The organism is Marinobacter sp. 1-3A, from assembly GCF_016597775.1.
GTDB classification, from domain to species: Bacteria; Pseudomonadota; Gammaproteobacteria; order Pseudomonadales; family Oleiphilaceae; genus Marinobacter; species Marinobacter xiaoshiensis.
In genome coordinates, this window is the sequence record NZ_VCGZ01000007.1 from 110,367 (window position 1) to 131,545 (window position 21,179).

General features: G+C 53.2%; 21 protein-coding genes. 8 read left to right on the plus strand and 13 right to left on the minus strand.

All coding sequences use genetic code 11. The features are described from left to right. Positions 1-118 precede the first annotated feature (118 nt). The 4 genes from FE848_RS12470 to FE848_RS12485 form a co-directional block, all read right to left on the minus strand. Positions 119-2,083 (minus strand): dynamin family protein, encoded by a 1,965-nt coding sequence (locus FE848_RS12470; RefSeq protein WP_200203433.1) that lies wholly within the window; start codon positions 2,081-2,083, stop codon positions 119-121. A 253-nt stretch (positions 2,084-2,336) separates the two neighbouring features. Beyond that, entirely contained in the window at positions 2,337-2,921 is a 585-nt protein-coding gene (locus FE848_RS12475; protein ID WP_200203436.1) for a YggT family protein, read from the minus strand. A 30-nt stretch (positions 2,922-2,951) separates the two neighbouring features. Beyond that, positions 2,952-3,785, minus strand: a complete 834-nt coding sequence (gene proC / locus FE848_RS12480) for a pyrroline-5-carboxylate reductase (protein WP_200203439.1) — start codon at positions 3,783-3,785, stop codon at positions 2,952-2,954. 61 nt (positions 3,786-3,846) lie between these two features. Further along, positions 3,847-4,551, minus strand: a complete 705-nt coding sequence (locus FE848_RS12485; RefSeq protein WP_200203441.1) for a YggS family pyridoxal phosphate-dependent enzyme — start codon at positions 4,549-4,551, stop codon at positions 3,847-3,849. 139 nt (positions 4,552-4,690) lie between these two features. Between FE848_RS12485 and FE848_RS12490 the strand changes: the two genes are divergently transcribed. The 3 genes from FE848_RS12490 (at position 4,691) to FE848_RS12500 (ending at position 8,495) form a co-directional block, all read left to right on the plus strand. Further along, the gene (locus tag FE848_RS12490; RefSeq protein ID WP_200203444.1) at positions 4,691-5,725 is read left to right on the plus strand and encodes a type IV pilus twitching motility protein PilT; all 1,035 of its coding nucleotides are present in this window, start codon (positions 4,691-4,693) and stop codon (positions 5,723-5,725) included. A 44-nt stretch (positions 5,726-5,769) separates the two neighbouring features. After that, on the plus strand, positions 5,770-6,891 hold the full coding sequence (locus FE848_RS12495; protein ID WP_200203447.1) for a PilT/PilU family type 4a pilus ATPase: 1,122 nt from the start codon (positions 5,770-5,772) through the stop codon (positions 6,889-6,891). Positions 6,892-7,013: 122 nt separating this feature from the next. After that, complete coding sequence (locus FE848_RS12500) at positions 7,014-8,495, plus strand: OmpP1/FadL family transporter (RefSeq protein ID WP_200203449.1); 1,482 nt, start codon at positions 7,014-7,016, stop codon at positions 8,493-8,495. 72 nt (positions 8,496-8,567) lie between these two features. On the opposite strand, the gene polA is transcribed toward FE848_RS12500, so the two are convergent. Beyond that, a complete protein-coding gene (gene polA / locus FE848_RS12505) occupies positions 8,568-11,315 on the minus strand; it encodes a DNA polymerase I (protein WP_200203452.1) in 2,748 nt (915 codons plus the stop codon). Positions 11,316-11,402: 87 nt separating this feature from the next. On the opposite strand from polA, the gene FE848_RS12510 reads away from it, so the two are divergent. After that, positions 11,403-11,741, plus strand: coding sequence for a DUF2782 domain-containing protein (locus FE848_RS12510; protein ID WP_200203454.1), 339 nt, complete (start codon positions 11,403-11,405; stop codon positions 11,739-11,741). 13 nt (positions 11,742-11,754) lie between these two features. On the opposite strand, the gene FE848_RS12515 is transcribed toward FE848_RS12510, so the two are convergent. Continuing rightward, on the minus strand, positions 11,755-12,270 hold the full coding sequence (locus tag FE848_RS12515; RefSeq protein ID WP_227714980.1) for a fibronectin type III domain-containing protein: 516 nt from the start codon (positions 12,268-12,270) through the stop codon (positions 11,755-11,757). Positions 12,271-12,632: 362 nt separating this feature from the next. On the opposite strand from FE848_RS12515, the gene FE848_RS12520 reads away from it, so the two are divergent. After that, entirely contained in the window at positions 12,633-13,013 is a 381-nt protein-coding gene (locus FE848_RS12520; RefSeq protein WP_200203456.1) for a hypothetical protein, read from the plus strand. 126 nt (positions 13,014-13,139) lie between these two features. Here the strand turns inward: FE848_RS12520 and FE848_RS12525 are convergent, their stop codons facing one another. Beyond that, the gene (locus FE848_RS12525; protein WP_200203458.1) at positions 13,140-13,793 is read right to left on the minus strand and encodes a DUF4124 domain-containing protein; all 654 of its coding nucleotides are present in this window, start codon (positions 13,791-13,793) and stop codon (positions 13,140-13,142) included. A 3-nt stretch (positions 13,794-13,796) separates the two neighbouring features. After that, a complete protein-coding gene (pyrE, locus tag FE848_RS12530; RefSeq protein WP_200203460.1) occupies positions 13,797-14,435 on the minus strand; it encodes an orotate phosphoribosyltransferase in 639 nt (212 codons plus the stop codon). A gap of 81 nt (positions 14,436-14,516) precedes the next feature. On the opposite strand from pyrE, the gene FE848_RS12535 reads away from it, so the two are divergent. Continuing rightward, the gene (locus FE848_RS12535; RefSeq protein ID WP_200203462.1) at positions 14,517-15,323 is read left to right on the plus strand and encodes an exodeoxyribonuclease III; all 807 of its coding nucleotides are present in this window, start codon (positions 14,517-14,519) and stop codon (positions 15,321-15,323) included. A 146-nt stretch (positions 15,324-15,469) separates the two neighbouring features. On the opposite strand, the gene rph is transcribed toward FE848_RS12535, so the two are convergent. Further along, positions 15,470-16,186 carry a ribonuclease PH gene (gene rph, locus FE848_RS12540; protein WP_200203464.1) on the minus strand — a complete coding sequence of 239 codons (717 nt, stop codon included), beginning with the start codon at positions 16,184-16,186 and terminating at the stop codon, positions 15,470-15,472. Positions 16,187-16,356: 170 nt separating this feature from the next. Here rph and FE848_RS12545 point away from each other — a divergent pair, with 170 nt between their 5' ends. Together FE848_RS12545 and FE848_RS12550 are read left to right on the plus strand one after the other, a co-directional pair. Next, a complete protein-coding gene (locus tag FE848_RS12545; RefSeq protein ID WP_200203466.1) occupies positions 16,357-17,223 on the plus strand; it encodes a YicC/YloC family endoribonuclease in 867 nt (288 codons plus the stop codon). A gap of 186 nt (positions 17,224-17,409) precedes the next feature. Then, positions 17,410-18,651, plus strand: a complete 1,242-nt coding sequence (locus FE848_RS12550; RefSeq protein ID WP_200203468.1) for a tyrosine-type recombinase/integrase — start codon at positions 17,410-17,412, stop codon at positions 18,649-18,651. Positions 18,652-18,660: 9 nt separating this feature from the next. On the opposite strand, the gene FE848_RS12555 is transcribed toward FE848_RS12550, so the two are convergent. From FE848_RS12555 to FE848_RS12565, 4 genes are read right to left on the minus strand one after another with little or no spacing between them, the layout of a single operon-like run. Then, positions 18,661-18,903, minus strand: coding sequence for a helix-turn-helix transcriptional regulator (locus FE848_RS12555; RefSeq protein ID WP_200203470.1), 243 nt, complete (start codon positions 18,901-18,903; stop codon positions 18,661-18,663). Continuing rightward, positions 18,896-20,248, minus strand: coding sequence for a DUF927 domain-containing protein (locus tag FE848_RS12560; protein WP_265091927.1), 1,353 nt, complete (start codon positions 20,246-20,248; stop codon positions 18,896-18,898). The genes FE848_RS12555 and FE848_RS12560 overlap by 8 nt, the downstream gene beginning before the upstream one ends. Beyond that, a complete protein-coding gene (locus FE848_RS18895; protein ID WP_265091928.1) occupies positions 20,181-20,648 on the minus strand; it encodes a DUF927 domain-containing protein in 468 nt (155 codons plus the stop codon). Before FE848_RS18895 ends, FE848_RS12560 begins: the two co-directional genes overlap by 68 nt. Beyond that, on the minus strand, positions 20,648-20,839 hold the full coding sequence (locus tag FE848_RS12565) for a helix-turn-helix domain-containing protein (protein WP_227715337.1): 192 nt from the start codon (positions 20,837-20,839) through the stop codon (positions 20,648-20,650). Before FE848_RS12565 ends, FE848_RS18895 begins: the two co-directional genes overlap by 1 nt. Between the last annotated feature and the right edge of the window lie 340 nt (positions 20,840-21,179).

Sequence of the window (21,179 nt, forward strand, 5' to 3'; positions counted from 1 at the left end):
GTTCGGTCCGTTAGAAAACTACTTTGCTGGCAAGGGCAAACGCCTGTACCAGCAGAGCAGTTTAAAGGCGGGTCGTCATACCTGCAACCGACAGACTGTACGAGGGTCAAGCGGCGGGCTAGAACCCGCCTGAAATATTGACCACTTTTTGCTGGATCATGGTTGGTGCAGGCTTGCGGATTTGACGCTGCATGGCATCCGCCAATTCCAGTTGACGGCGCAAATCAGTGATAGTGTTGTGGAGCCGTTCGCGCTCGGTGCGGCTGTCACGATCGCTTCTCACCATATCCCTAAGGCGACGGATTTGATGTTCCAGTAACTGTTTTTGCTCCATGGAGTACTGCATGATCGGTAGCAGGGCTTCTGAAGGCCAGCGCTCTACATCTGCGCGTACACGAGCATGCAGGGTTCTGGCTTCGCTCACCATGACATTGAAAAAACGTTGTACCAGGACGGACTGCTCAGTCAGCAGGTTTTTGGGGCTGGCGCGGAAGCGTCGGGCTTTTTTGCGCAGTTCTCTTATAGCAATAACATGGCGGCCGGCGCGAAGAGGAATAGGCTCCAGGTGGCGGGCACGGGTATCTTCGTTGTAGCGACGGTAAATGGCACCAACCATCTTCTCGGCAAGGCGACCCTCACTGAGAAGGTTGCTGAAGTCGCCCTCAAGCAGCTCGAAAAACTGTTCCATGGCGTTGTTCATGCCCGCCGTCGTCCAGCTTTTTGTCATGGATTTCCGGATTTTTTCGGCATGAGCTTCAAACCGGTCTTCGTCTACCAGCTTTTTCAGCATATCGCCTTGAGATGCCATGAGTCGGCGGCTTGAGCGCAGCGTGATCAGCTTTTTATAGTAAAAGTCGTAATCTTTCTGGGAGCGGTCGGCCAAGCGAGCAAGGGCCGCTTTGTCCATGGTCACGCCGGAGCAGGCCTTGAATTCTTCGTCAAGAGAGTCAAGCCGGTTCTGCATGGCGGCCTGGCTATTTTGCAGCATACCCAGCAGATCGTTGATCAGGCTTTGGGTGATCAGCTGCTCTTTATGCATCAGGATGCGCTGAATAATCAGCTGCTCAAGATTGCCAATGTTGGAGCGGGCGAAAAGATCAGAATCTTTCCGGACTCTGGCAACCAATCCCTGTTTTGCCGACAAAGGGATGACATCTTGTTGGCGGATGCCCAGATGATCTGCGGTATAGCCACGCACCCGCTCGATAGCATCGTGTGTGTGCTTCTCGCCCTGCAGGTCGTCCCACAGCACATCAATCTTGTTCAGTACCGCAAAGCGACCGGCACGGTGGTCGGCATGCTCGGTATCAATGTATTCCTTCCAGATAGTCATATCGCTGGCGGTAACGCCAGTATCGGCACTTAGCACGAAGATAATAGCGTGCGCGCGCGGGAGCATGCTGATTGTGAGCTCTGGCTCGGAGCCGAGTGCGTTCAGGCCCGGTGTGTCGAGAATCCGCAATCCGCGTTCAAACAGGGGGTGGCGGATACTGATCTGTGCATTGCGCCAGGCAGGAATCAGAACCTTGCCGGGATTGTTGCGGTCTTGCTCCAGCATACTTTCATCAAAGCCCAGAGCGCGTGCCTCTCCGGGGGAAACGCTTTTCACTCGAGCTACTTCGCCCAGAACCTCGCGCATGATTTCAGGGTCGCGCTCATCCAGTTCGTGCTTAACCCAACGCTCTGGTTGCTTGCGTAGTTGCTGCAGTGACAATTCGCCGGTGCGGGTTTCGATGGGAAGCAGCAGTAGGTAGTTTTCGTTGGCGCTGCGATCAAAGAATAACTCAGTAGGGCACATGGTTGTGCGCCCGGCCTGTGAAGGCAACATGCGCTGGCCAAAGTCAGAGAAGAACAGAGCGTTTATGAGTTCCGTTTTGCCACGAGAGTACTCACCAACAAATGCAATGGTAAGCTCGTCTTCAACAAGCAGTTCAAGCCCATGACGAATCCGTGCACTGATATCATCAGAGAACAGGTTGTTGTCCTGAAGCCACAGCCGGTAACGGCCGATCTGGCGGATCAGCTCTTTTTTCCAGTTATGGTAGGCTTCTACCTGCTGGGTAAGGTTTCCCTGAAGACTCATCGGATATTCCCTCTGCACCACTTCCGGCATTCCCCCGGCTAGCTAAACCGGGCTCCGCATGATGGACGAATTAATTAATTACTGTTAATACTAACCTGTTCCCGCAATGTTTGGAGTCAGGCGATTTTTGGTATGTAGCAGTTGGTGGCAGGAGTTTAATGAAAAAAGCCGCAAAATCAACAGGTTGATGATGCGGCGCAAGATTCAGGATTTTTGTGGAGAACTGTTACAGATTGTTGATTTGAGACGTGACCTACATTCCCAGCCCAATGGCTCCAAGGCCGACAGCCATTTTCATGTGGCCAATAACAACCGTGATAACGTTCAGAATCAGAAAAACGATAATAGGTGACAGGTCCAAACCGCCCATGGACGGCATCAAATTGCGCACGGGGCGCATAACGGGCTCTGTGATTTGTGCGACAAGCTGAATGGCGGGGTGGCTGCTTCCCGGGGCAATCCAGCTGACAACCACTACAGCGATAACCGACCAAAAGTAAATCTTCACGATCAGTTCCAGTACTGCGATAACGCCCCAAACCAAGAGTATGAGCGGGTTTATGGATGGTATGCCGCCGTTGAGGGCTACAAGAATCAGGAAGAATACGACTGCCTGAATGAGAACCGCCAGTACCAGTGCCGCACCGTCAATGCCGCCCCAGCCAGGAATAATCCGGCGCATAGGGCGAAGCAAGGGGTTTGTTGCTTTCACTGCGAACTGGGAGATCGGGTTATAGAAATCAGCTCGAGCCAGTTGCAGCAAAAAACGCAGCAGAATTATGGTCATGTAAAACGTGGACGCGATCAGCAGGATCGTAATCAGGATGTCTGCCAGCATGTAACCTGTTCTCCGTTGTCAGTGACTGTTTTAATCTTTGCCAGCCAGTTCTTTGGCCATTTCTTCCGAGCGCTTGTACGCAGCGTTATACGCTTTTTTAACCAGTTCGCGCATGCCGCCCTCTTCGAAGGTATGCACCGCCTGTTCAGTTGTTCCGCCCGGAGACATCACGTTCTTCTTCAGTTGCGCTGGATCCTGCTCGCTCTTGGCGGCCATTTCAGCGGCGCCTGCCATGGTTTGAATGGCAAGCTGGCGGGCGGTTGCAGGGTTTACGCCGGCGTCTGTTGCTGCGGCCTCCAGAGCTTCCAGCATCAGAAAGAAATAAGCGGGGCCGCTACCGGAAAGGGCTGTTACGCCGTGAAGCAACGCTTCATCCTCAACCCATACTGCAAGGCCGATGCCTTCAAAAACCGATTGCACAGCCTTTTTCTGGGCGCTGGTGACGCTTTCGCTGGCGAATAGACCTGCAGCGCCCTTACCCACCAGCGAGGGCGTGTTGGGCATGACTCGTACAATGGGCAAGCCGCCGCCCAGCCACTCATCAAGAGTATCGGCGCCAAGGCCAGCTGCTATGGAAACCATCAGCGGGCGAGTGTTCTGAGCGATGGGGGCTATGTCGCGACATACGTCGGCCATGGCCTGGGGTTTAACCGCGAGCACCACTATATCTGCCTGCTGCGCGCAGTAGCGGTTATCGGTTGTCACGCTGATTCCAAAGCGCTTGCGAATGGATTGCAGGTGTCCGTCGTCCGGCGCACTGGCCCAAATGCTGCTGGCTTTGAAGCCGCTATCCAGCATGCCGCCAATAATGGCACTGGCCATGTTGCCTGCACCGATGAACGAAATGGTTGGTGATTTGCTCAAGGTTTGCTCCAGCGGTTATTCGGTTGTATTCCGGTTCCGATAATAGCAGGTACGGGCCTGTTCAGCTCTTCCGGGAGCGCTCGCCAAAGACGGCTGTGCCAATGCGGACACAGGTAGAGCCTTCTGCGATTGCCGTTTCGAGATCCCCGGACATGCCCATGGATAAAGTGTCCAGTGGCCCGGCTTCCGGAAAGTCTCGCTTTAGCTCTTTCAATGCATTTGCAAGCATTCGGAAACTCTGCCTCAAGCCGGTCTCGCTCTGGTCCGGATCTGGTATGGCCATAAGCCCTCTGAGCGTGAGCCCCGGCAGCTGGCTTATCTCTGAAACCAGTTCCGGCAGTTCCTCTGGCCGGCACCCGGATTTACTCTGCTCATTGTTAATGTTGACCTGAAGGCAAATATTCAATGGGGGCAGGCCGGTTTCTCTTTGCTCGCTCAGGCGTCTTGCAACTTTCAGGCGGTCAACGCTATGAACCCAGGAAAAAGCCGCGGCGATTTGCCGTGTTTTGTTGGATTGAATAGGGCCAATGAAATGCCATTCAATATCGGCCAGGTCGCTGAGCTCTGACATTTTGTCGAGAGCTTCCTGAAGGTAGTTTTCCCCGAAAGCCAGCTGGCCTGCAGTGGCGGCTTCTCTGAGTTCCTCTGCCGAGCGGGTCTTACTGACCGCCAACAGGCTCACAGAACCGGCATCGCGGCCTGCCTGCAATGTTGCTTTTTGTATGCGTCGGGTTACGCTCCCGAGGTTGTCTGCTATGCTGCTCATAGTATGAAATAGTCGCGTTTGGTCTGCCCATTATATGGCGACACGTTACTCGCAGGTCACTGAAATGCCAAGTGATCGGAGTAGAGTCATGCCAGACAGGCGCTACCTGGATTAAAGAGTAAGCCCTCCGAGGACTTGTATGGATATTACTGAACTGCTTGCCTTCTCGGCGAAACAGGGTGCGTCTGACTTGCATCTTTCCGCCGGCCTGCCCCCGATGATTCGTGTTGACGGTGATGTTCGCCGTATCAACCTTCCGCCCCTGGAACACAAAGAAGTTCATGGGCTTATCTACGACATCATGAACGACAAGCAGCGCAAGGACTACGAGGAGTTCCTGGAAACGGACTTTTCCTTCGAAGTACCCGGTGTCGCACGCTTTCGTGTTAACGCCTTTAATCAGAATCGGGGCGCAGGTGCCGTTTTCCGTACCATCCCCTCGAAAGTTCTGACTATGGAAGACCTTGGCATGGGTCAGGTGTTCAAGGATATTGCCTCAGTTCCCCGTGGGCTGGTTTTGGTAACCGGGCCGACAGGTTCTGGTAAGTCCACCACTCTGGCAGCGATGGTGGACTACATAAACGATACGCGCTACGAGCACATTCTCACTGTAGAAGACCCAATCGAATTTGTGCACGACTCCAAGAAATGCTTGGTCAACCAGCGGGAAGTGCACCGGGATACTCTGGGCTTTAACGAAGCCCTGCGTTCCGCATTGCGGGAAGACCCCGACATTATTCTGGTTGGTGAGCTTCGGGATCTGGAAACCATCCGTTTGGCCCTCACTGCGGCAGAAACAGGGCACTTGGTATTCGGAACACTGCACACCACCTCAGCAGCAAAAACCATCGACCGGGTGGTAGACGTATTCCCGGCCCAGGAAAAATCCATGGTGCGATCCATGCTTTCTGAATCGCTGCAAGCTGTTATCTCCCAAACGCTCATGAAGAAAATGGGTGGTGGCCGTATAGCTGCGCACGAAATTATGATTGGTACCTCTGCGATTCGGAACCTGATTCGCGAAGATAAAATTGCCCAGATGTACTCATCCATTCAAACGGGTGGCTCCCTGGGTATGCAGACGCTGGATCAGTGCCTGGAGCGCCTGTTGCAGAAAGGCCTGATTTCCCGTGAGGCTGCAAGGCTTAAGGCGAAAATGCCGGATAATTTCTGATTTTGATCGGGCAGTCACTTAGTAAAGAACATAGGTAAATAAAGATGGAATTCGAAAAGCTGCTTCGTCTCATGGTAGAGAAAGGGGGGTCAGACCTCTTTATTACTGCCGGTGTTCCGCCCAGCATGAAAGTGCACGGTAAAGTGCTACCAGTCACCAAGAATGCTTTAACGCCAGAGCAGACCAGGGATTTGGTATACGGTGCAATGACCGAGAAGCAGCGTGCAGAGTTTGAGGATTCTCACGAGTGCAATTTTGCCATAAGCGCCCGGGGTATAGGGCGTTTCCGGGTGAGTGCGTTCTTCCAGCGCAACCTGTGCGGTATGGTGCTGCGACGGATTGAAGTGAAGATTCCTCAGGTCGACGAACTAGGGCTGCCGGAAATCGTCAAAGAACTGGCTATGACCAAGCGCGGGTTGATCATGTTCGTGGGTGCCACAGGCACCGGTAAGTCAACATCGCTGGCCGCCATGCTGGGGCACCGTAACCGTAACAGCCGTGGACACATCATTTCCATTGAAGACCCGATTGAATTCGTACACCAGCACCAGGGCTGCATCGTAACCCAGCGGGAAGTTGGCATTGATACCGAGAGCTTTGAAGTTGCGCTGAAAAACACGCTGCGACAGGCACCAGACGTTATTCTCATTGGTGAGGTGCGTACCCGCCAGACCATGGAGTATTCGGTTCAATTTGCTGAAACAGGGCATCTTTGCCTCGCGACACTCCACGCGAACAACGCCAACCAGGCACTCGACCGGATTATCCAGTTTTTCCCGCCGGAGCAGCATAACCAGATCTGGATGGACTTGTCCCTTAACCTGAAGGCCATTGTAGCGCAGCAGTTGATTCCCACGCCGGACGGCAAAGGCCGCAAGGCGGTTATTGAGGTTCTGATCAATACGCCACTGGTTGCCGACCTTATCCGAAAAGGCGAGGTTCACAAGCTTAAGGAGTTGATGTCCAAATCTAACGAATCCGGTATGCGGACCTTTGATCAGGCATTGTATGAACTCTATGCCGAAGGCTCTATTACCTACGAAGATGCTTTGGCTCACGCCGACTCAGCTAACGATCTGCGCCTGATGATCAAGTTGGGCGCCGATGCTCAGGGGGCGGACAAATTGTCGTCTTCTGTCGATAAATTGACCATTCAGGATAGCTGACATGCTTGACCCCACCAGGGGGCAAAACTCGTTAGCTTTTGAAATTAGTAGTTTTGGCATTTGAGACCACTAACCCCAGCTGCGTATACTCCGCCCAACATTAAAAAGGAGTTACCGCTGTTATGAAATCTTCACCTCTGACTCGTGCTATTCGGCTGGCCACGCTGGCCGCAGTAGCTGCCCCAGCCAGCGTTTTCGCTGGCGGTTTTTCCCTGAACGAACAAAGCGCAAGTGCCATGGGCGTTGCTAACGCCGGTGCTGTTGCCAACCCTGAGAACGCAACGACAGTTTTGTTTAACCCTGCGGGCATGAGCCAGCTCAAGGGCACGAATATCTCTTTTGGCGCGGCTGTTCTTGATATTAAGGCTGAGGCCAAGAGTGCCAGTGCCACGAACACATTGGGCGGGCCAGTTAATGGTGGTACTGGTGGTGATATTGCAGATCCAGCCTTCCTGCCTAACTTTTACCTGACCCATGAAATCAACGACTCGATCGATGTGGGCTTTGGTTTTCATGCGCCATATGGCCTCGCCGCTGACTATGATGATGATTTTGCTGGGCGTTATTTCGCGGACAAGACTGAACTGACCGTAATTTCGTTTTCGCCAGCGATCTCTGTGAATAACGGTAAAGGCCTATCCATGGGCCTTGGGCTTAACATTATGTACGCAGAAGGCAAGCTAACCAAATTCCAAGATTACTCGGGTATATATGGTCGTTGGCAGCAAGGATATGCGCAAATAGAAAGCGGTCTTCAAGGGACGGGGATGACACCTGCGGATTTAGGTCTTGCTGCTCCTTCAGCTTTTGAGGAAGGCTACGCGGATATTGAGGGTAATGATATCGCGGTTAATTTCCGTGTAGGTTTTCTGTATGAGCTGTCGGATCGGACCCAGTTTGGTTTGACTGCTCAGACAGGTACTGAGTTTGAATTGAAAGGAGATGCTGAAATCTCTGGGTTGCCGCAGACAGCAGACTACAACTTGGGAGCTTTCGGCACCCAAACGCTGCCAACTGGCGCTCAAGCTGCAGCAAGCGAAGCTGTTCGAGTGCCTCTCGCGATTCCTGAAAGCATTACTGTCGGTGCTCGTCACCAGTTAAACGACACAGTAACGCTGTTGGCTGGCGCGTCATACTCCAGGTGGAGCCGCTTCGAGGAGCTGGATATCATCAGCCGCGAAGGCGGAACCGGGGCAGTTTCCAGTGTCACCGGCAACGAAGTCATTACCCACATCACCGAAAAGTGGAAGAACACTTGGCAATTTAACGTCGGTTCAATCTGGCAGGTAACTCCAGAGTGGGCGTTGAAGGCTGGTTATGCTTGGGATGAGTCGCCTGTCGACAACTATCTGACAGCTCGAATCCCATCAAGCGACCGGCACTGGCTGACACTGGGTGGCCAGTGGAAGAGCGTTGATAACGGTTGGACCGTTGATGCGGCCGTTGGTACCTTGCTGTTTACTGACGACCCGAAGGTTGATGAGTACTCATACCTCCATGCTGCACCGGACCAAAAAGACCCAAATGCAGGTGCGTCCAACTATAAGGGCGAGTACGAACTAAGCGCCTGGAGTGCTTCCTTGCAGGTCAGCAAAGCCTTCTAAACCTCTCAGGTGAAGACTTAGCTAACAGGCAATAAAAACGCCCGGTCGAGTTCTCTCGCCGGGCGTTTTTGTTCAGTGTGCCTGATCCCAGTTATCACCCACACCTGCTTCCACTAACAGCGGCACTGCAAGCTTCGCCGCGCCGGACATACGCTTGATCAGCCCTTCGCGAATTTCATCTACGGCTTCTTCCTTCACCTCAAGAATCAGTTCGTCGTGCACCTGCATGGTCATGCGAGCGGTATCGGGATGCTCTGCGAGCAGCCAACGTTCCACCTCGATCATTGCCAGTTTAATGATGTCCGCCGCTGTGCCTTGCATGGGAGCGTTGATCGCTGTGCGCTCAGCGGCTTGCTGCAGCTGTTTGTTGCGGGCATTGATCTCTGGCAGGTACAGGCGTCGACCAAACAGGGTTTCAACATAGCCATCGTCATGGGCCTGCTTGCGTATGTTGTCCATGTACTTGAGGACACCCGGGTAACGCTCGAAGTAGCGGTCAATGTACTCCTGCGCTACGCCACGGGTGACATCCAGTTGCCGGGCGAGCCCGAAGGCAGACATGCCGTAGATCAAACCAAAGTTAATGGCTTTGGCGCTACGGCGCTGATCGCTGTCTACGTCGTCCAGTGCTACTCCGAAGACTTCAGCGGCAGTCGCTTTGTGGATGTCTTCGCCTTTCTCAAAGGCAGTCAGCATGCCTTTGTCGCCGGAAAGGTGCGCCATAATGCGCAGTTCAATCTGGGAATAATCCGCCGCCAGAAGCTTGTAGCCCTTCTCGGCTATAAAGGCCTGGCGAATGCGCCTGCCCTGGGCTGTCCGGATAGGAATATTCTGCAGGTTGGGTTCAGAAGACGATAGCCTGCCGGTGGCTGTCACGGCCTGATGATACGAGGTGTGCACACGGCCGGTGCGGTGATGGATCAACTCTGGCAAGGTGTCCGTATAGGTGGACTTCAGTTTGCTAAGGCTGCGGTGTTCCAGAATCAGCCTCGGCAGCTCGTGTTCGTGGGCCAGTTCCTGCAATACGGGTTCGGCAGTAGAGGGGGCGCCTTTGGGTGTTTTTTTGATGACCGGAAGCCCCATCTTCCCGTAGAAGATGGCCTGTAATTGCTTTGGTGAGGCCAGGTTGAAGTTTTCGCCAGCAACTTCGTGGGCTTCTTTTTCCAGCTCTGCCATCCGCTCTGCCAATTCCTGGCTATGCTGCCGCAGAGTACTTGCGCGGATCAATGTACCGCGTTGTTCCATGCGAGACAGCACCGGCACCAGAGGTAGGTCAATGTTTTCATAGACTGACTGGAGCTTGCCAATCTCAGCCAGTTGCGGGCGCAGCACCTGGTGCAGGCGCAAGGTGATGTCCGCATCTTCAGCGGCATATGGACCTGCTTTTTCAAGGTCCAGCTGATTAAAGGTGAGCTGTTTGGCGCCTTTGCCTGCTATGGATTCAAATGTGATGGTTTCCTCGCCCAGATAGTTTCGGGCCAGGGTGTCCATATCGTGACGAGATGACACGGAATTCAGCACGTAAGACTCCACCATGGTGTCTTCGGCGATGCCTTCCAGACAGATGTCATGGTTGGCGAGCACGTTTTTATCGTACTTCAGGTTCTGGCCAACCTTCTTCAGGTCAGGATCTTCGAGCAAGGGCTTTAGCTGGGCCAGAACGTCATTACGATCAAGCTGCTCCGGGGCGCCCATGTAATCATGGCCAAAGGGCACGTAGGCTGCTTCGCCCGCCTCGATGGCAAAAGACACACCTACCACTTCGGCACTCATGTACTTCAGGCTTGTTGTTTCTGTATCAAAAGCGAACAGTTCGGAGTTTTTCAGCCTTGATACCCAGTCGTCTAGCTCTTTCTGGTTGGTAATGACGCTGTAGCGCTTTTCTTTTGGTGCTGGGGCCGCGGTGTCACTGGGCGCTTCAGGTTCCTTGCTTGCACCTTCCAAAACGGCTTCCGGGGCTTTGGTTTCCAGTTCGGCAGTCCAGCCGCGAAGTTCGTATTCTCTGAACAATTCGAGCAGCTCTTCATCGTTTTGCTGCCGTTCCTCGAGGTCTTCAAGGCCAAATTCCAGCTCCACATCCATTTTGATAGTGGCCAGCTCCCGGCTCAGGGGCAGGGTGTCGATTGCATCACGCAAATACTCGCCAATCTTGCCTTTAATCTCGCCTGCATGCTCTATAACCCCATCAAGGGTGTCGTATGCTGTGAGCCATTTTACGGCTGTTTTTGGACCGCACTTGTTCACGCCTGGAATGTTGTCCACTTTGTCGCCGACCAGTGCCAGGTAGTCAATTATCTGGTCCGGACGAACGCCGAACTTTTCCACAACGCCGTCCCGGTCCATGTGGACTTCGGTCATGGTATTGATCAGTGTTACGTGGTCGCTCACCAATTGCGCCATATCCTTGTCGCCGGTTGAAACTACTACGTCAATGCCCTTGCTGGTCGCTTCGTTGGCCAGGGTACCAATAACATCGTCGGCCTCCACGCCATCCACGATCAACAGCGGAAGCCCCATGGCTCGTACCATCTGGTGAATGGGTTCAATCTGTATGGCCAGGTCTTCCGGCATGGGTGGCCGGTTGGCCTTATACTCTTCATACAGGTCGTGGCGGAAGGTTTTGCCTTTGGCATCGAATACCACAACGACTTTTGATCCGGGAAAATCCTGGTCGAGGCGTCGGATCATTGCGATAACGCCTTTAATGGCGCCAGTAGGGTGGTTCTTGCTGGTAGTCAGTGGTGGAAGTGCATGATATGCACGGAATAAATAGGACGAACCGTCCACAAGCACCACAGGTGGGGTCTTTTGCTCTGTCATGTCAAAACGGGTCCGGATTCTGATTGAAGCGTGGGTTGGCTTGTGCAACTCTGTACTGAATATGTTGTTTAAAAGGGTATCACGAAAATGAAACGAATCGCCTGCTCTGCCTTCCTGTTGGTTTTGGGCTTTGGTTCTGCGATGGCGCAAGACAGCGGTGCTTTGGATGAAACTTTGGTCGAAACACCCAGAGAGCCGGTTGTGGTGTCTGATTACCAATCATCAACCGCTGGCCCGCAGATTGTTATCCGCCCCGGGGATAATGAGGTGTTCTATGAGTACCGGGTGAATGGCCAGCTTATGGAGATCAAAGTGGTGCCGGAAGTGGGGCTCGAATACTATCTTGTGCCCGCAGATGGCGGCGGTTGGATACGGGAAACCGATTCCGACATGTTGGTGCCGAGCTGGATTCTGTTCCGCTGGTAAGCCCGCCCTGTGTTCAGATCAAGTCAACTAGCACCGGCTCTGAGCGCCGGCTTTCCAGCCCTTCGGCATCCACCGTTGTAATCTCAAACTCGTAAGCGCCGGGCGCCAGGTCGGTAAGTGGCTGACTTGTGCGTTCCGGGTTGTCGACGGGGATTACACTAAAGCTGTCCTCGTGCCTTAACCGGTAGTAGATCCGGAAGCCTGCAATTTGGCCAGGCTTTAGTGCGGAACCGTCCTCTCGGGTTTGTGGGGCGCTCCAGCTCAAGGCTTTTGGGGGCTTTACTTCATCTGTGGAAGTATTGGTTGGCGGCTTTTGTCCAAGTGTTTCGAGTAGCCCGCCTGTTGCCGCGTCGACCCGGCTGTTTGCGAGCTCGGATGCTCTGGCAGCTGTTGTGCGAGTCGCTCTGTCATCCTCCTGGCAGCCAGTCAGGAACCACAGCGTCGAGATAAGGGTAATAAATTGCAGGCAAGCGAGCAGGCTAAATCTGCTCCGCCGCGAGAAGACTCGATAAGGCATGGCACGTTTCATGACGTTCTCTAAATAGACTATCGATATAGCTGCAGCTATATCGCTCGCACGTTGGGGCTGGTTTTGCAGCCTCTATTTTTTATGAGTTCGTGGCGCCGGAATAAAGCGGGGAGACGGCTACAGAAAACAGCTCTGCATTATGCGGATCGAGAGACGCCTGACAAGTGAATAATCCGTAAAAAAACCTATATGCAGACGGAGTGCTCATTTTGGTTTTAGTATGAACATTCTAATTTTTCACCGTAACCTTGGATACAGAATCAGAGAAAGGCGTTTACCTTCTCGCTGATCAAGCAGGCCAAAACCGCGATCAGTAGTGAGGTGAAGGTCTAAAGAGCTTCAGTAAACCAAGGAGAAGTGACATGAGCAAACTCAAAACTTACCAGGAACAGCTTCAGGAAATCGTAGAGAAAGGCATCAATGCCGCTGAACAGCAGCAGAAGAAGCTTTCAGCCAAGCCTTTCGATTTCGCAGAAAAGCTCGAAACCGAAGCGCGTGAGTACAGCGTCAAGACACTGCGCGAGCGCTACAACGGTTACAGCGACAGCCTGTTTGGTCAGTTGCGCACGTTGAATAGCCGTTTCGGTAACTTTGCAGGCGATCTCGTAGCCAAGCTTGAAAAAGAAGCCGCTGAAGGCGCAGACGTGGTTGCTGAAGCCGCTCAGGACGTCAAGAAGACTGTAGAGACCAAGAAGCCGGCCGCCAAGACGACTGCAAAGAAGAAAACTGCTGCTTCTGCCTGATTCAAGGTGATGCAGTTGGGCCAGCGCGAAGTTAGCGCTGGCACATAAATAAAGGGCGCCAAACTGAGTTTTGGTGCCCTTTTTTGTTAGGTGACAGGTAGTGTTCCGGTTCTCGTTGCCTTTGGCTCACTCGTCGGCGTTATCGGGATCCAGTGACAATGTGCGGGTTTCGCCGGTGACTCGTTCAAGACGTTCGATGTCTTTTTCGTATGTCTGTTTAAGAGAGTCTATCTCCTGAGTTTGCCAGGAGATTTCCCGTTCAATGTCGCGAATCTGGGATTCAAGTCGGCGGATTTTTTCGAGGGTTGCATCTGGTATCTTCTGCCCAGTGCGCTCCATATCCGCTGCACGGCTCTGCTCGTTGTCCAGTTGGCTGGAGATGACTGAGATGTTGCCTCGTTTGAGCTGGATCAGCCCTCGCAGTTCATCAAGTTTACGGTGCATGGCCTTGATGGCCTGATCCGGATGGCTGAAGCGTTTTAACAAGAGAGCATCTTTTTCACGCTGAATGGAGAGTTCTTTCTGACGCTGCTTTTCCGCCTCGCGTGCGGCGATTTCATCTTCTGTTGGCGCAGGTGGAATAGTTTCGATTACGCGCCCGTTTGAGTTCAGGATGTCGTAGCCGCGCTGTGTGGCTGGCTGCGGGATGGTGTTGCTGATGACAAGTTGGCCGTCTTCGTCCGTGAAACGGTACATGCTTGCCGCTGCTTTGACTGGAATGATCAGCGAAAACAGAAGGGCAGAAGCAGTAACTGAAAATACGGTGCGGCTTTTGTGCATCAATCAGACTCCATAGCGTTCCCGGTAGCTGGCAACCTTTTCAGCATGGCCAGAAAACTCCGGGTTAGTCTTAAGATAGTCTAAAACTTGTTCCAGGCGGATGATACTGACCACCGGAATGCCAAATTCGCTTTCTACTTCCTGTATTGCAGAAAGCTCGCCGTTGCCTCGCTCCTGCCTGTCCAGGGCAATCAATACGCCGGCAGGCTCGGCGCCTGAGGCGCGAATGAGGTCGATGGACTCGCGAATGGCTGTGCCGGCGGTAATGACATCATCTACGATTAGCACTTTGCCCTGCAACCGGGCACCAACAATATTGCCGCCTTCACCGTGATCTTTCTTTTCTTTACGGTTAAAGGCAAAGGGTTTGCTGTGACCTTCCTGGGCCAGCGCCATGGCGGTTACCGTGGCCAACGGAATGCCCTTATAGGCAGGCCCGAATATGATGTCATAATCAACGCCGCTGCGGGCGATTGCAGCTGCATAGGCTTGGCTTAGGTTTAGTAGGTCGTCGCCAGTGTTGAATAGCCCTGCGTTAAAAAAATAAGGGCTGGTGCGACCGGATTTGAGAGTAAAGTCACCAAAACGAAGTACATTGCGGCGAATGGCGAATTCAATAAAATTTTGCTGATAGTCGTGCATGGCAAGGCTTCTGGCGGGTGTGAATCTTTTAATAGCGCGTAAAAACGGTATCATACACACAAACCGAATCAGGGAACACGTATGCGGGTAGTATCAATCAGCGTCAACGGTCTTGCCCAGGCTGTTGAAAAAGGTTTTTTTGACTGGCTGGCCGAGCAGGATGCAGACGTTGTGTGTGTTCAGGATCACCGTATGCGCGCCTATGAGATTGAGGATTTCAACCTCATTCCTGAAGGGTATGAAGCTTACTTCATCGATGGCGAAAAAAATGAGGACGGTGGCGTTGGGATATACACGCGGCACTTCCCCAAGGCCATAATGTACGGTTTCGCCAACGAGCAGGCGGATCGTGAAGGGCGCTTTATTCAGGCAGATTTCGATAAGGTTTCTGTAGCCTCTGTTCTGGCACCCTGTGCGCTGGGTCGTGAGGAAGAGCTGATTAGCGAGGACGATCTGACGGTTCTCGACCATAAAGATGATTTTATGGATGCGTTTGGGCTGCACATGCAGAAAACCCTGCGTAAGCGTCGGCAGTTTATTTTCGGTGCAAACCTGCAAACAGCACACCATGTGACGGACGCCAGTCCGCTTTACCACAGGGTGGATTTTTCAGGGTTCTTGCCGCACGAGCGTGCCTGGCTGGATCGTTTGTTTGATGAGATGGGTTGCGTGGATGCGTTCCGTGATATCAACAAGCAGAGCAACCAGTTTACCTGGTGGCCAGAGCAAACTGAGGGTTCGCGGAAGAATGCAGGTATTCGGGTGGATTATCAGTTGATGACACCGGGTATTCGCAAGACCATTCAGGATGGCTGGATTGACAGCACGACCCGTTTTTCGGATCACGCTCCGGTGATTATGGATTACGATATAGAGATCGGCATCTAACTATATCTGGGGAAGCGCCTGTACAACGGCACCTCCCCAGACACGCTGCAAGTACGTCCATGTACGCTTGTTTCCGGCCATCCTTGGCCTCCAACAGTCTGGGGAGGTGCCGCTGTACAGGCGCCCAGACTTGAGGGTTGCCTTCCTTAGCCTTCCAGCGCTTCTTTCTGCAGTACAAACAACTTATCAATACCCTGCTTGGCCAATGCCAGCATGCTGTTCAGTTCTTCCTGAACAAACGGTGCGGCTTCTGCAGTTCCCTGAATTTCGATGAAGCCGCCCTGGTCGGTCATGATCACGTTCAGGTCTGTATCGGCTTCGGAGTCTTCCGGGTAGTCCAGATCAACCACCGGTTCTCCTTTGTAAATACCAACGGACACAGCGGCAATCATTTGCTTCAGCGGTGACTTCTTCAGTCGCTTGGTTTCAACCAGGTGGTTCAAGGCATCAACCAATGCCACACAGCCACCGGTGATGGCTGCTGTGCGGGTGCCGCCATCGGCCTGGATGACGTCGCAGTCGATGGTGATGGTGTGCTCACCCAGGGCTTTCATATCCACGGCAGCGCGCAGGGAGCGGCCGATCAAACGCTGAATTTCGACGGTGCGGCCGCCTTGTTTGCCACGGGCTGCTTCACGGCCCATTCGGCTGCCGGTTGAGCGGGGAAGCATGCCGTATTCGGCGGTGATCCAGCCTTTGCCTTCTCCGCGCAGGAAGGGCGGTACTTTGTTTTCTACAGAAGCAGTGCAGATGACCTTGGTGTCCCCGAATTCAACCAGTACGGAACCCTCGGCATGGCGGGTGTAATTCCGGGTTAGGCGAATTTCTCTGGGCTGCTCGGGAGTTCTGCCGCTTGGACGCATAGTGTTTCCTGATTTCTGAGGTAAGTGTCCGGGATCGTCGTGCCCCGGGCGGGTTCGAATCTGGTAGCCGGCAAGTATATCACGTTGGATCTGGGTGCCGGGGCGGCGGCTGGCTGATAGACTCATGCTTAACGAAAATTTTTAAGACCAATGACCAAGCCGGAGCCGCCATGATAAGAAGTATGACTGCATTTGCCCGGAAGGATGTTCAGGATGGGCACGGAACCCTGACCTGCGAGATTCGTACCGTTAATCATCGCTACCTGGAACCCTCGTTTCGGGTGCCCGAGGCCCTGCGTGAGCTGGAGAACCCGTTTCGGGAAGAACTGAGGAAACAGTTGAAACGGGGCAAGGTGGATGTGTCGATCCGCTTGCAATCCGCTGAAGCGAGCGCACCCGGGTTTGAAATTAATGAAGACATAGCAAAGGCGGTCAATGAGGCTGCAAATCATATTAACCGTATGCTGGACAATCCTGCCCACATCAATGCACTAGATATTCTGCGCTGGCCCGGCGTGCTGTCTGTTCCGGAGCAAGACTATAGCCCAGTCAGGGAGGCTGCGTTAAAGCTCTTTAAAGATACAGTCGAAGAGCTTTCCGTTGTTCGTGCACGTGAAGGAGAGCGCTTGCGTCCTTTGTTTGAAGACCGCCTCACACACATGAGCGCCCTGGTTGCGACGGTTCGCGAAGGTATGCCGGGGTTACTCAAGGCGCAGGAAGAGCAGTTGCGTGAGCGTTTTCAGAAGGCGAAGGTGGAGCTGGATCCGGAGCGTGTTGCTCAGGAAATGGTCATGCTGGCGCAGAAGAGTGATGTAGCAGAAGAACTGGACCGGCTGGATGCGCACATCAGCGAGGTTACAGACACCCTCAAGCGTGATGAGGCCATTGGACGTCGGCTTGATTTTCTGATGCAGGAGCTCAACCGGGAAGCAAACACGCTTAGTAGTAAGAGTATTGATGCAGGCGTAACCCGCGCCGCGGTGGATTTGAAGGTGTTGATAGAGCAGGTCCGCGAGCAGGTGCAGAATATAGAATGATGTTCTTGGGTGTTCCTGTTTGTCTTTGATAGCTAATAAAATCAGATAGTTATTAATTTTTGATAGTCATGGTGTTCGTATAGATTCCGCCAAGTTTGGGTAGTCATGGGTAGTAGATTGGGGAGTATATTCTCGCTATAGTCGTTTCGGCGAGATTGTACTCCCCAAATATTTTAAGGCAGGCGGATGGGAAAGCTATACGACAAAACAGTACGAAAACTCATCAAGGAAAAACCGGCTGTGCGACATGCAGACGGCAACGGCCTGTATCTGATGACTCCCACGCGCGGCGATGCTTACTGGATGCTGCGCTATACCACCACAGCCACCAAGCTCCGGCGTGAATACACCATCGGGAAAGTAGAAGACTGGTCACTGGCAGATGCCCGCGACGAGGCTGCGAAGCTGAGGTTGGCGATTAAGCGGAAGGGAGCCGATCCGGTGCAGGAGCGGCAGAAGGTCAACCAGAACCCCTTCAAAACGCTCAATGACCTGTACGCCGACTACTACGAGCTTCGCAAGCGAGAGATCGCATCTCACCAGAAAGAAAAGAGCCTGTACGAGCGTGAGGTCGCCTGGCGCATCGGGAAGGTGGAACTGGAAAAGATCCGTCCAGTGGATATCAGTGAAATCCTGCGCGACGTGGCCAATGGCTATGACGACAATAAGCCCCGCCCGACCATTTCAAACGACCTGATGCGCCTGCTGAGGAACCTGTTCGACCATGGCATCAAACTGGATGTCACCAGGTTCAATCCCGCCTCGCCATTTCGCCCCAGAGATGCCGGTGGGGAGGAGAAGGCCGCCAACTACCCAATGACTGAGCCAGAAGTCATCGAGTTTTTCACCAAGCTCCGGATAATTCCCGCGCAGTTCAGTCGCGAGAACTACCTGGCCTGTGCTTTGTTGATAGCGACCTGTACGAGGAAAATGGAACTGCTTGCCGCGCCATGGCACGAGTTCGACCTAGAGAGCCGTATCTGGTATCTGCCCGAAGATAGGACAAAAAAGCGAAGAGCCATCGATATTCCGCTCACGGAACCTGCAGTGGAATGGCTGAGCGAACTGAAGGTGCGTTCCTGCGGTAGTGAGTGGGTCTTTCCAGCCCGCAGGATCAGCAAAAAGGCTCGGACCCCGCATGTGTGTGAAAACACGCTGAATCATGCGCTCAAGAAACTCTTTGAGAAGAATTTCTTTTCATTCGACAAGCGCCGCGTCCACGATTTGCGCGGTACCGCCAGAACGAAGCTGGGGCAACTTGGTTTTGATGATAATCTGGCCCAGCGCTGCCTGAATCAGCTACCCGGCAACCGGACGGACCGGGTGTATAACAAACATGGGTATTTTGAGGAGCGGAGGGCCGCCCACGAGGCGCTCTGTGAATGGCTAGCGCCCATCGTGAGAGGTGAGGTCAGTTCTGGAGAGTAAAGGGGCCACTTAGGCCCCTTGCTGTTCAATCCAGGCCAACAGATCCGATAATCGCCAGGCCACAGAATTACAGCCCAGCTTGAGCGGTGCCGGAGCCACTCGCTTTCGTTCCAGTGTCCACCACTGTGTCCGGCTGACACCCGTAATCGCACGGCGATCCGGTTCTCTGACCAGTCGTTCGCACTGTCCGGACAGGGTCAGCAACTTGGCTCGCAGTTCTTCCGGAGGTGGGCTGAAGATTTTGTCACTCATCCTCTACCACCTCCGGGTTGTCGCTGGGAAAAGTGGGAAACTGGGAAAGTGTGTCTCCATCTGGAACGCTATGCCAGTACGTTCGCACTCTATCGGGCCAGACGGCAAAAAAGCGCTCGGAGCGGTCCGGAAGCGTAACTTTTAGTGTTCCACGATTTTGCTCGTTTGTCTCCAGAAAACCTCTCTGAAAAAGTGGCTCAATGTCGCCCCTATACCGGCTCGGTAAGCCCAGCTCTTTGAGAAAAATCTCCTTCCTAACAAGCCATTGGCGCTCACCGCTTACTTCTCGCCTAAAGCCCAGCATTCTCCCATAGTGCCCGCGTTCGAATTTTGAGAATCTGTGGTTCCAGCGCTCGACTGCGTCACGTAAGCGAATCAGGATACTATGTTCCTCAGTGTCAAAAACATGCCCACGACGCTGGAGCCATGCAGCTATGACTCTCTCGACTGCCTGCACTGAGCTGGTCTCCGTCCAAGGCAGCAGATAATTTCTACAAGCGAGGCACAGCGCTATGGCCACGAGAGCAAAGCGCTTGAGCACGCGGATTACCTGAGAAGCCATATGTGGAGTGACCCAGGTATTCAGCAACTTTTTGGTTTCCCGCTGGATGTATATAGGCAGGTCATCAATGTCGTCGGTCAGGCGTTCTATCCACTCTCGAAACAATGCGCCGTAATACTCCCTGCAGTTTCTTTTTATTGTATCAACCAGTTCTTGAGAGCTAGGGAGGCCATGAAAATCATCAAAAGCTCCGTATTTTCCGCAGACGGGTATCTCAACCAAGCGATTTTCTTGTCCTGCTTTTACAGGCTTCCCGAGCTGTTGAAAAATCTCTGAAAGCCAGATTTCTCCCGAGCTGAGGGCCAGTGTGCGCCAGTGCGTCTGAGGAGCAAGATCCCCGGATTTCTGGGCGCGTAGTTTGCTGGAGCCGTTCATGATGTGATAGGTCGCGGTGTCGACATCTTCGGGTTTGGCCAGGCCGATCTCATCGAGTGCCAGAAGCATGTCGTGGTGCGCAGCGGAAACTGCGGCCAGCCCGTTAGACGTCGATATCCAGCTCCGCATGAATGTTGGTGCGCCACAAACGCTGGCAGCTATCTGCAGCAATGTTGTTTTCCCAGATCCTGAGTGACCGGCGAGGTGAAAGGCGCCGTTTTCAAGGTCAGCGGGCTGCAGCAGTGGTGCAGCCAATGCCACGCCGACGCTGAATACCGCTAAAGAATTTCCAGCGCAAAGGCGTCCTACGTGCGTCTGCCAATCTTGGAGAGAGCCCCTCTCAGAGAGAGCCCCTCTCAGAGAGGGTGGGGGTGGCTGATAGTTGACCCACAAAATGATGGGGTTCATCCGCTTGACCAGCGGTCCAGCCACTCGTCGCGAAAATTTTCCCGTGCCAGCCTGTGCGGTCTACAGTGGTAGCAGGCGGCGCCTTTGCCATTTCTTCGAGTAAATACTCCAGTACCTGCCCCCAAGTTGTGTTGCCAGGCTTTAGTGGGTGACCGGTGTCCACAAACAGCTCTTTTATCTGCCGAGCATTCTCACCATGCAGGTCACGGGCGTAAATCACTTCCCGCAGCATGGCATTATCAAAGTTCTTCCATTGTAGTAGCACGCCGTGACCGTGCCTTTTTCCGGTGAGACGGGTTCGGGCGACAACCTCTAGCCAGCCGCCAAGCCACTGCCACTGCCCGGAGCTGTAACAGTACAGCCCTGAATCTCTGAGTTGAAAAACCTTTTTTGTTCTCATCACAAATGCTCCAACCATTTGCGAACATCCTCAATGCGGAATCGGACAGCTCGTCCCTGTGGGTTAGGTCTGATGGGAGCCGGAAAACGACCGGCCTGTACGTATCTCCGCAGCGTAGCCTGAGAAAGTTGGGTAACGGCGCAAACCTCTTCATAGGTCAGTAACCGTTCGTTGGTCTCACTAGAAAACATGGGTCTCATTGAATACTCCTGGTGCGTTTTTAAATTTTCAGGAGTATTGTGAGCAATCCGCAGCCTGGACCAGAACTCTGGAGTTACCCAATTCGAGCGCAAAGAGGAAAATATCTGTAACTATCTGAATATAAATAAAAAATATTTTTAGTTTAAGCTTGTTTTCATTGAAATAGACGGTTTTCCATGCATTTCTGATGAAAACTTGACCAGTTTCTGGTGCCCGATACCATCACAGCATCAATTCATGGAGCGGTAACGCCGAGTGACTTTCACATGTGAAAGTTTTTGGCGTCAGCTACCGCGCACTGATCAGGACAGCCTCACAAAGTCGCTTTTC

Coding starts and splice junctions, on each gene's coding strand:
- FE848_RS12470 (WP_200203433.1), bottom strand. CDS start 2,083: ATGAGTCTTCAGGGAAACCTTACCCAGCAGGTAGAAGCCTACCATAAC.
- FE848_RS18895 (WP_265091928.1), bottom strand. CDS start 20,648: ATGAGAACAAAAAAGGTTTTTCAACTCAGAGATTCAGGGCTGTACTGT.
- FE848_RS12500 (WP_200203449.1), top strand. CDS start 7,014: ATGAAATCTTCACCTCTGACTCGTGCTATTCGGCTGGCCACGCTGGCC.
- FE848_RS12485 (WP_200203441.1), bottom strand. CDS start 4,551: ATGAGCAGCATAGCAGACAACCTCGGGAGCGTAACCCGACGCATACAA.
- FE848_RS12560 (WP_265091927.1), bottom strand. CDS start 20,248: ATGAACCCCATCATTTTGTGGGTCAACTATCAGCCACCCCCACCCTCT.
- FE848_RS12490 (WP_200203444.1), top strand. CDS start 4,691: ATGGATATTACTGAACTGCTTGCCTTCTCGGCGAAACAGGGTGCGTCT.
- FE848_RS12565 (WP_227715337.1), bottom strand. CDS start 20,839: ATGTTTTCTAGTGAGACCAACGAACGGTTACTGACCTATGAAGAGGTT.
- FE848_RS12495 (WP_200203447.1), top strand. CDS start 5,770: ATGGAATTCGAAAAGCTGCTTCGTCTCATGGTAGAGAAAGGGGGGTCA.
- FE848_RS12510 (WP_200203454.1), top strand. CDS start 11,403: ATGAAACGAATCGCCTGCTCTGCCTTCCTGTTGGTTTTGGGCTTTGGT.
- FE848_RS12525 (WP_200203458.1), bottom strand. CDS start 13,793: ATGCACAAAAGCCGCACCGTATTTTCAGTTACTGCTTCTGCCCTTCTG.
- FE848_RS12555 (WP_200203470.1), bottom strand. CDS start 18,903: ATGAGTGACAAAATCTTCAGCCCACCTCCGGAAGAACTGCGAGCCAAG.
- FE848_RS12535 (WP_200203462.1), top strand. CDS start 14,517: ATGCGGGTAGTATCAATCAGCGTCAACGGTCTTGCCCAGGCTGTTGAA.
- polA (WP_200203452.1), bottom strand. CDS start 11,315: ATGACAGAGCAAAAGACCCCACCTGTGGTGCTTGTGGACGGTTCGTCC.
- FE848_RS12550 (WP_200203468.1), top strand. CDS start 17,410: ATGGGAAAGCTATACGACAAAACAGTACGAAAACTCATCAAGGAAAAA.
- rph (WP_200203464.1), bottom strand. CDS start 16,186: ATGCGTCCAAGCGGCAGAACTCCCGAGCAGCCCAGAGAAATTCGCCTA.
- FE848_RS12545 (WP_200203466.1), top strand. CDS start 16,357: ATGATAAGAAGTATGACTGCATTTGCCCGGAAGGATGTTCAGGATGGG.
- FE848_RS12475 (WP_200203436.1), bottom strand. CDS start 2,921: ATGCTGGCAGACATCCTGATTACGATCCTGCTGATCGCGTCCACGTTT.
- FE848_RS12515 (WP_227714980.1), bottom strand. CDS start 12,270: ATGAAACGTGCCATGCCTTATCGAGTCTTCTCGCGGCGGAGCAGATTT.
- FE848_RS12520 (WP_200203456.1), top strand. CDS start 12,633: ATGAGCAAACTCAAAACTTACCAGGAACAGCTTCAGGAAATCGTAGAG.
- pyrE (WP_200203460.1), bottom strand. CDS start 14,435: ATGCACGACTATCAGCAAAATTTTATTGAATTCGCCATTCGCCGCAAT.